Source organism: Flavobacterium sp. (assembly GCF_046296355.1).
GTDB lineage: Bacteria > Bacteroidota > Bacteroidia > Flavobacteriales > Flavobacteriaceae > Flavobacterium.
Window position 1 is genome coordinate 1 of the sequence record NZ_JBKBLM010000044.1, and the last position, 9,735, is coordinate 9,735.

Here is a 9,735-nt window from a genome sequence, read left to right on the forward strand (position 1 = left end):
GCAGAAAGATTTATATCAAAATCAATGCTTCTAAATACACCATGGTTGTCGTTCCCGATTTAATTGAAAAAACGTATCGCCAAGCAGTTCCAACACTTACAGCTGTTGGATTGTTAGAAGGGACTATTACTTATAAACCTTACCTTGGTAAAGATATGGTTCTCGAGGTACGTATGAATGGAAAGAAATTAAAAGCCGGTGATAAAGTTTTGAAATCTTCCAAAATCGACTTGGTTTTAGGAGACGGAAAAGTAGTTTTTGATGATACCACCATCGATTCAACCGCGGTAGATTCTACTGATATAATGCCTGTTGATGAGTAATACAAACGATACTATCGAGTTAGAAGAAGAATTGTTCGAACACCACCGATTTGTTTCTGCAAAGGGACAATCGCTATTGCGTGTTGATAAATTCTTGATGCAATTAATTGAAAATGCCACTCGAAACAAAATTCAAAATGCCGCCGAAAAAGGCAATATTTGGGTAAACGATGTCCCGGTAAAATCCAACTACCGTGTAAAACCTTTTGATGTGGTTCGTGTGATGTTGGAACATCCGCCATTTGAAAATCACATTATTCCAGAAGATATTCCGCTCGACATTGTTTATGAAGACGACGCTTTGTTGGTTATCAATAAACCGGTTGGCTTAGTGGTACATCCCGGACACGGTAATTACACCGGCACTTTGGTGAATGCTTTGGCTTTTCATTTTGACAATTTACCAATGAACTCAAGCGAAAGACCGGGCTTGGTTCATCGAATAGATAAAAACACTACCGGACTTTTGGTTGTTGCGAAAACAGAAGCGGCGATGACGCATTTGGCCAAACAGTTTGAAGACAAATCTTCGGAGCGCGAATATATTGCGTTGGTTTGGGGTAATGTCAAAGAAGACGAAGGCACGATAGAAGGCAACATTGCCCGACATGTCAAAGACCGAATGCAAATGGCTGTTTTCCCTGAAGGTGATGTTGGCAAGCACGCGGTAACGCATTATAAAGTTTTGGAACGATTTGGTTATGTGACTTTGGTTTCCTGCAAACTGGAAACAGGAAGAACCCATCAAATCCGTGTTCACATGAAATACATTGGTCACACTTTATTCAATGATGCGCGTTATGGCGGCGATTTGATATTGAAAGGAACGACTTTTACCAAATACAAACAGTTTATAGACAATTGTTTTAAAACCTTGCCAAGACAAGCGCTACACGCTAAAACTTTAGGTTTTGAGCATCCGACTACGAAAGAGTTTATGCGTTTTGATACGGAACTTCCCAATGATATGAAGGAATGTATTGAAAAATGGCACAACTACGCTAAGTCACATAACGAAGTCAACGAAGAACAATAAAAAAAGTCTCGAATTATCGGGACTTTTTTATTTATGTTATAAATCATCTTCAATTGGCTTTTCGGCCATAAAGACATAATAGATTCCGACTAGGATGAAAGGAATACTCAGCCATTGTCCGGTGCTGAAGAGTCCGAAACTTTCTTCAATACCGCCTTGACTTTCCTTTACATACTCAACTACAAATCGAACCGACCAAAGCAGGATTAAGAAATACCCAAACAATAAGCCTTGTTTTTCTGCTGTTTTGGTTTTCCAATACAAAAAGAAAAGGAGTAGGAAAACAAAAATATACAAACCGGCTTCATACAATTGGGTAGGATGCTTGGCAGGTACTTTTTCTAAAAGTGCAGCATACTGCGGGTCATGAACTAAGGCATTATAAGCTTCATTCACATTGTTGATTTTGGTAGCATTTACCACATCTTTGGAGGAATAATAATCCCTGATAAATTTGATTCCAAAAGGAGAGTCGGTAATTTTACCCACAATCTCCGAATTAAAAAAGTTTCCAATTCTAACGAAAACCGCACCACAAGCTACCGGAATCACGACTCTGTCTAAAACCCAAAGAATAGGTCTGTTGATGACTTTTTTGCTGTAAAAATACATGGTAATGATAATGGCAATAGCGGCGCCATGACTGGCCAAACCTCTGAATCCGGTAAATTCAAACTCGGGTTCAAATTTAAACGGCAGTAAAATTTCGGAAGGGTTATTTTTGAAGTATTCCCAGTCATAAAAAAACACCTGACCTAATCTGGCACCCAGTAAAGTGGCAATTACAGTCCAAATAAACAAAGTGTCTAGTTTGTCGATGGATTCATTTTCTCTGTTGTAGATATGCTTCATGATATACCATCCTAAACCAAAAGCAATTACAAACATTAAGCTGTAATAGCGAACAGTAAAGAAACCGATATCAATACCTTCTGATGGATTCCAAATCATATGATTAGTAAATTATGGGGTTAAGTTATAATGGTAAAAATAGTGAATTGTTTGTAAATGAAAAACAATTAACTTTTTCTTTAGTGGGAACATTTTTTTTCAGGAACCGGATCATAGCCGTTTTTACCCCAAGGATGACAGCTTAAAATTCTTTTCATGCCTAAATAAGTGCCATAAAATGGACCATGGATTTTCAAGGCTTCTACAAAATAGCTGGAGCATGTTGGCTGAAACCTGCAACTAGAAGGCACCAAAGGCGATATTACAATCTTGTAGAAATAGATGAGCAATAGGAGTGGCGCTATTACAATTTTCTTCAACATTTATTGAATGGTAAAAGTAGTTCCTTCTTTTCCGTCTTTTAATTGAATGCCTAAGGCTAGCAATTGGTCGCGAATTTGGTCTGAAAGCGCAAAGTTTTTATTGGCTCTAGCTTCTAAGCGCATGGTGATTAGCATTTCTACAACGCCTTCTAATTTATCTGAATTGTTGGCGACTAGTTTTTCATTTCGAATCCCCAATATATCAAAAACAAATGTGTTCAAGGTTTCTGAAAGCGTTTTCAAATCGTCAGCAGTTAAAGTTTCCTTACCGTCATTGACTAAATTGACAAATTTTATACCTTCAAATAAGTTAGCAATCAAAATCGGCGTATTGAAATCATCATTCATCGCATCATAACAATTCTGTTTCCATGTAGCGATATCAAGCGTTGAAGAAGCGCTTGGTTGTAATTCTTTTAGAATATCCAAACCTTCTAACAAACGGTTAAATCCTTTTTCGGAAGCCAAAATCCCTTCATTGGTAAAATCTAAGATACTTCTGTAATGCGCTTGCATCATGAAGAAACGCGCCACATTAGCTGAAAAAGCTTTGCTTAAAAACGGGCTACCACCATTGTATATTTCGTCCGGTAAAATATTATTTCCGGTTGATTTCGACATTTTTTTGCCATTTAGCGTGAGCATATTGGCGTGCATCCAATAGTTTACCGGACTGTGACCGGTGCAAGCTTCGTTTTGGGCAATTTCACATTCATGGTGCGGGAACTTTAAATCCATTCCGCCACCGTGAATATCAAACGTTTCGCCTAAATATTTTGTGCTCATCGCAGTACATTCCAAATGCCAACCCGGAAAACCGATTCCCCAAGGCGAAGGCCAACGCATAATATGTTCCGGTTCGGCTTTTTTCCAAAGGGCAAAATCTTGCGGATTCTTTTTATCACTTTGACCGTCGGTATCACGAGTATTGGCTAGCATTTCGTCAATGTTTCTGCCACTAAGTTTTCCGTAGTTATTGGTCTCATTAAACTTTACCACGTCAAAATATACCGAGCCATTGACTTCATAGGCAAATCCTTTTTCAATAATTTGTCTTACGATTTCAATTTGCTCAATAATATGTCCGGTTGCCGTGGGTTCAATACTTGGAGGTAAAAAGTTGAATTGGTTTAAAACATCATGAAAATCAACGGTATAACGTTGCACGATTTCCATAGGTTCCAATTGTTCAACACGTGCTTTTTTGGCAATTTTATCTTCACCATCATCTACATCATCTACGATATGACCCACATCAGTAATGTTTCGTACATAGCGAACTTTATAACCCAAATGTAAAAGGTATCTGAAAATCATATCAAACGACATGAACGTACGCACGTTGCCTAAGTGAACATTGCTGTAAACCGTTGGTCCGCAAACATACATCCCAACGTTACCGGCATGTACCGGTTTGAAAAGCTCTTTGTCTCCCGAAAGAGAGTTGTATATTTTGAGGGTATGATTTTTATAAAGTTGCATTTTTTTTTGGAGCTATATCCCGCTTTCCGCGCTACATGGTAGCCAGCTGCAATCGGGGCTATTAAAAATTAGTTTCTAATCGAATATAATCTAAGAATTCACGTTTGGTTAATTCATCACTAAACTTACCGCCAAATTCTGAGGTAACCGTGCTGCTTTCAATGTCGCGAATGCCTCTTGAATTAACGCACAAATGTTTGGCATCAATCACGCAAGCCACATCTTGAGTGCCTAAAACGTTTTGCAATTCTTGTACAATTTGCATCGTTAAACGTTCCTGAACTTGAGGTCTTTTTGCAAAATAATCAACAATACGATTCATTTTGGAAAGTCCAACGACAGTGCCGTTAGAAATATAAGCGACATGAGCTCGACCAACGATAGGAAGCAAGTGGTGTTCACAAGTAGAATAAACCGTGATGTTTTTTTCTACCAGCATTTCACCATATTTATAGTTGTTTTTGAAAGTTGAGGAACTGGGTTTTTTATTTGGATTTAAACCTCCGAAAATTTCTTTGACAAACATTTTGGCCACGCGATTAGGAGTTCCTTTTAAACTGTCGTCCGTCAAGTCCATTCCAAGTGTAGTCAGTATGTTCTCAACATCTTTTCTGATTGATTCTATTTTTTTATCATCCGGCAAATCAAAAGCATCATTTCTCACCGGATTTTGCGCACTGGTCGCTATATGATTTTCACCTAAATCGTCGTTAATCATTTCGTTTTTTGTCATTAAATTCGGTATTAATTTGGGTTAAAAATTAAAGAGACAAAGATAAATAATTATAATTAATTTGTAACCAATAGTGTTAATATTTGAAAATATTTCACTTTTAACACAATTATTTCTTAAAATTATGTAAATTTCGCTCCTAAAAATTGTCGTCTGTAATGAAAAAAAATTACATCTATCTTCTGCTAATAAGCTTATTTTCAATTAGTACTGCTTTTTCACAAGGAGCAAGTTGTGCCGGGTCCGAGGCCTTTTGTGCCGGTGGTTCGGGATTAACGTTTCAAAACTCCACAGGAACAACAACTGAAACCGGAATTAACTATGAATGTTTAGGATCACAGCCTAATCCGGCTTGGTTTTTTATGCAAATTAGTCAGGCAGGGAATTTGAATTTCCTCATTTCGCAAACCTCTAACGGAGGGAATCCAATTGACGTAGATTTTATTGTTTGGGGTCCATTTCCCGGACCAATTGATCCTGATTCTCCATTCCCATATTGTGGGGCTACAAATTTAAATCCAACTACTAGTGTAGATTGTAGTTTTTCTGCGGCGGCCGTTGAAAATTTTGATTTAATCAATGCTCAAGTAGGACAGATATACGTTGTTTTATTGACCAACTTTAGTGGTCAAGCCGGTCAGATTTCCTTGACGCAAACCGGTGGTAACGGTGCAACAGATTGTAATATTGTTTGTCCGTTATCTTTAGAGGATCAAGTAATATGTGTTGGTGGTCAAGCGATATTAACGGCAACTATTAGTGATGCAACTACTTACCAATGGTCTGGTCCAAACGGGCCGATTCCGGGTAATGTTCAGTCAATTGTAGTTACTCAACCGGGAACTTATACTGTTGTAGTTAACAAACCCGGCTGTGTTGCCAATGCTTCTGCAAGTGCTACAGTTTCCTTTTATGCACCGCCGGCAATCAATCCACCGGCAAATTTGGAGGAATGTTCTAATATAACAACTTTCAATTTAAATGACGCGACAGCCAATTTATTCAACGGCACCGGACTTAATCCAGGTGATTTTGAGTTGTCAATTCATGATACTGCGGCCAATGCTCAAGATATTATTAATCCCATAAATAATGCAAGTACCTATCCCGGTCCGGCCGGAGGCGCAGGTGCTTGTACTACTTTATATCTTTCGGTAACCGATAATGGTCCAACATCCAGTGGATGTGTATCTGTGTTTCCTTTTACCATTTGCTATATAAGTTGTTCAGCTGACCCGGAACAACCGGATGACTTAACATTGTGTGAAAGCAGTTTTGGAAGTGGTACGGCTGTATTTAATTTGGTTCCTCAAACACCGGTTGTTTTAGGGGCGAATTCTGCGGCTGACTATACTGTAACCTATCATTTATCTCAAAATGATGCCGATTTAGATCAAGGTGCCATAAGCCCGATTAACGCTTTTACCGGAACTAACGGGCAAATAATTTATGTTAGAATGGAAGAGAATGCCAACCCATTGACATTCGGAACCATCACTTTCCAATTGTTTGTTAACCCATTACCAACCGCTACGATATCTGGTACTACAACCATATGTTCAGGAACTAATACGGTAATTACTTTTAACGGTACACCAAATGCTCAAGTAACTTATACTGTAGATGGGGGAGCAAATCAAAACATTGTTTTGAATGGTGCAGGAACAAATACGGTTACTACACCTAATCTTTCGGCCAATTCGACTTACACCTTAGTAAGTGTCTTGAATCCAACAACCAACTGTACTCGTAATTTAACCGGTTCTGTAACTGTAACGGTAAGAGCTTTACCAACGGCTACAGTAGCAGGTACAACTTCAGTCTGTCAAAATGCTGCAAGCCCAAATATAACTTTTACAGGAGCCAACGGTACTTCTCCTTATACATTTACATATTCAATAAACAATGTTGTTCAACCAACACTTGTCACAGTTGCAGGAAATAGTATTTCTGTGCCTGCACCAACAGGAACAACCGGAACTTTTATTTATTCTTTAATTAATGTTCAAAGCTCTGGTACTCCTGCTTGTTCTCAAAATCAGACAGGATCAGCCACTATAACGGTTAATCCATTGCCAACAGCAACTATTACAGGTACTTTAGCAACGTGTTTGGACTTTCCTTCACCTCAAATTGTTTTAACTGGTGCTAATGGCACTGCACCTTATACATTTGTTTATTCCATTAATAATGTCATTCAACCGGCGTTACAAACTGGTGGTGGTAATTCAGTTATAATTGATGCTCCGACAAACGTAGCCGGTACTTTTACTTATGATTTAATTAGTGTTCAAGACGGAAGTGCTAACACTTGTTCACAAACACAAACTGGTACAGCAACGATTACAGTAAATACTGCACCGATTATCAATACACCAACAGATTATGTAGTGTGTGATGACAGCAACAACAACGATGGTTTTTATTGTAACTTCGATTTGACTACAATAATCAACCAAGTGAATGGAGGAAATCCTAACATTGTGGTTACTTTCCATGAAACGTTGACCAATTCACAAACCGGAGCCAATGCAATTGTGAGTCCGTATTGTAACATTGATCCGGGATTACAAACCATCTATGTTAGAGCTTACAATAATGGTTCGCCTGCGTGTTACAGTAATACTACTTTTAATTTAATTATCAACCCACTTCCTTTAGCCAATCCTGTGATTACAGATTATGAGTTGTGTGATTACAACAACCCGGGAGATGGAGTAGAAGTCTTTACTTTAAATACTAAAGACGCTGAGATTGCCAATGGACAAACCAATGTTACTATTAGTTATTATTTAACTCAAGGCGATGCTGAGACCCAAACGAGTCCATTACCGAATTTATACAGTAATATCAGTAATCCACAAGAGATTTGGATTAACATCAGCAACAATACTTCGGGTTGTAATACTGTGAGTTCATTTAATTTGGTAGTAAATCCTGTTCCACCAGCAACTACACCTGATACTATATTCCAATGTAGTAATGGAGTAACAAATCAGGCCATGTTTGATTTAACGATTAATGAGGGAGTTGTTACTAATGGTAATGTTTCAGGATTGACTTTAACTTACTATACTAGTTTACTTGATGCTCAAAATGAAAATAGTGCCAATTCAATACAAGATCCTTTGGCTTATTTAGGCACGGATAATGAGATAGTTTATATTAGAGTAGAAGATGATGCTACGGGTTGTTATGCTATTACAACACAATTGCTGAGAGTAACTCAAGGACCGCTTGCTGTTACCCCACAAGCATTGCATTATTGTGATCCTAATAATGATGGATTTGGCGTATTTGATTTAGAGAGTGCCAGCATAGAAATTATGGGCGGATCTGCAGTTGCTGGTGTGTCTGTTAGCTATTACGAGACCGATACCGATGCTTTGATAGGCGCAGCGCCATCGCTAACGAGTCCTTATGAAAATATCAATCCATGGACCCAAACCATTTATGTCAGAGTATTTTACACCTTGACAGGTTGTGCTAATTATGTACAGTTACAATTAATCGTAGACCCAACTCCTGAAGCCACAGAGCCGGATGATTACGAGCTATGTGATTATACGGGACAAACGGGTTTTGAAAGTTTTGATTTAACCACTACAGTACCACAGATTTTAGGAAATATTGATCCGACAACCGTTACCGTTACCTTCCATACGACTCAAGTTGATGCGCAAGATGACACCAATGCTATTGGCGGTGTGACCAATTACATCAACCAAACACAGTGGAATCAGACGTTATATGTAAGAGTGGAATTTAATACCACAGGTTGTTATGATATAGTAGAATTAGACTTAATCGTTAATCCACTTCCGAATGCTACCCAGCCGAACTATCCGCAATACACTTTGTGTGATTACAATGGCGCTATAGGTTTTGAGACTTTTGATTTGGCTTCTCAAGTAACTCCGGTATTACTAGGCCAAACCGGAATGATTGTTACTTTCTACCCGAGTTTGACCGATGCACAGAATGATACCAATGCGATTAATGTTTCGCACCCTGATTTACAGTATCCGAATCAAATTATTTATGTACAGACTTTAGGAATTCGTATCACCAATAGCGATACAGGATGTTACAGCATCTCAACGATAGACATCAGAGTGTCACCGTTGCCAACCCCGATTCCACCAACAGAGCCCTACACGATTTGTGATGACAATCAAGATGGGTTTACCGGTTTTGATTTATTGACGTTGACTACAGATATTTTACAAGGAGCGGCTTATATCCTGACCTTCCATGAGACATTAACCGATGCTCAGCAAGGGAACAGTCCAATTGACATTACAGTTCCTTATGATAACATCAATCCTTTTGTTCAAATATTGTATGTAAGAGCAGTTGATCCTTTAACGGGTTGTTGGAGTGTTATTCCAATTGAACTTAATGTGAATCCAAGTCCGATTGAACCAATTGATTTGGATGATATTGTAGTTTGTGATGAGGATAATAATCCCCAAAATGCGATTACCACTGTTGACTTGACTGTAAACACTGCAGATGCGTTGTCTCAACAACCATTAGCAGCGAGTAATTATACCGTTACTTATCATACTTCTTTAGCCCAAGCCAACAATGATATTCCAATCATTCCGGCCAATAGCTATACCGCTATGAACAACCAAACCATTTGGGTTAGAGTAGAGGACAACACTACGGGTTGTTTTAATGTTGGTTCGTTTGATATCATTATCAATATTCCATTACTACTGACAACACCTGCACCACTGAGTGTTTGTGATGATGACACCAATCCGAATGACCAATACCACAGTTTTGACTTAACGGTTAAAGATGCTGAGATTGCGCAAAACTTAAGTGGTTATACGGTAACGTATTATCCAAGTTTGGCAGATGCACAAGCCGGAGGCG

Annotated in this window: 5 protein-coding genes and 2 pseudogenes; 3 read left to right on the top strand and 4 right to left on the bottom strand. The window is 38.5% G+C overall.

The features are described from left to right. Both ACK4HO_RS12350 and ACK4HO_RS12355 read left to right on the top strand, forming a co-directional pair. A pseudogene (locus tag ACK4HO_RS12350) lies at positions 1-323 on the top strand (PASTA domain-containing protein); the annotation flags it as partial. Continuing rightward, positions 316-1,359, top strand: a complete 1,044-nt coding sequence (locus tag ACK4HO_RS12355) for an RluA family pseudouridine synthase (RefSeq protein WP_409666237.1) — start codon at positions 316-318, stop codon at positions 1,357-1,359. The pseudogene ACK4HO_RS12350 and the gene ACK4HO_RS12355, both read left to right, overlap by 8 nt. Before the next feature lie 36 nt (positions 1,360-1,395). Here ACK4HO_RS12355 and lgt read toward each other — a convergent pair whose 3' ends face one another. The 4 genes from lgt to folE form a co-directional block, all read right to left on the bottom strand. Beyond that, positions 1,396-2,310: a prolipoprotein diacylglyceryl transferase gene (lgt, locus tag ACK4HO_RS12360; protein WP_409666239.1), complete on the bottom strand. Its 915-nt coding sequence runs from the start codon at positions 2,308-2,310 to the stop codon at positions 1,396-1,398. An 80-nt stretch (positions 2,311-2,390) separates the two neighbouring features. Further along, positions 2,391-2,633 (bottom strand): membrane protein insertion efficiency factor YidD, encoded by a 243-nt coding sequence (yidD, locus tag ACK4HO_RS12365; RefSeq protein WP_409666241.1) that lies wholly within the window; start codon positions 2,631-2,633, stop codon positions 2,391-2,393. Next, positions 2,634-4,115, bottom strand: a complete 1,482-nt coding sequence (gene cysS / locus ACK4HO_RS12370) for a cysteine--tRNA ligase (protein ID WP_409666243.1) — start codon at positions 4,113-4,115, stop codon at positions 2,634-2,636. Positions 4,116-4,176: 61 nt separating this feature from the next. Then, positions 4,177-4,848 (bottom strand): GTP cyclohydrolase I FolE, encoded by a 672-nt coding sequence (gene folE / locus ACK4HO_RS12375; protein WP_409666245.1) that lies wholly within the window; start codon positions 4,846-4,848, stop codon positions 4,177-4,179. A 158-nt stretch (positions 4,849-5,006) separates the two neighbouring features. Between folE and ACK4HO_RS12380 the strand changes: the two are divergent. After that, positions 5,007-9,735 (top strand): annotated as a pseudogene (locus tag ACK4HO_RS12380) (hypothetical protein); the annotation flags it as partial.

Excerpts from the sequence above, each read along its gene's own strand:
- ACK4HO_RS12355 (WP_409666237.1), top strand. The coding sequence starts at position 316 with ATGAGTAATACAAACGATACTATCGAGTTAGAAGAAGAATTGTTCGAA.
- lgt (WP_409666239.1), bottom strand. The coding sequence starts at position 2,310 with ATGATTTGGAATCCATCAGAAGGTATTGATATCGGTTTCTTTACTGTT.
- folE (WP_409666245.1), bottom strand. The coding sequence starts at position 4,848 with ATGACAAAAAACGAAATGATTAACGACGATTTAGGTGAAAATCATATA.
- cysS (WP_409666243.1), bottom strand. The coding sequence starts at position 4,115 with ATGCAACTTTATAAAAATCATACCCTCAAAATATACAACTCTCTTTCG.
- yidD (WP_409666241.1), bottom strand. The coding sequence starts at position 2,633 with ATGTTGAAGAAAATTGTAATAGCGCCACTCCTATTGCTCATCTATTTC.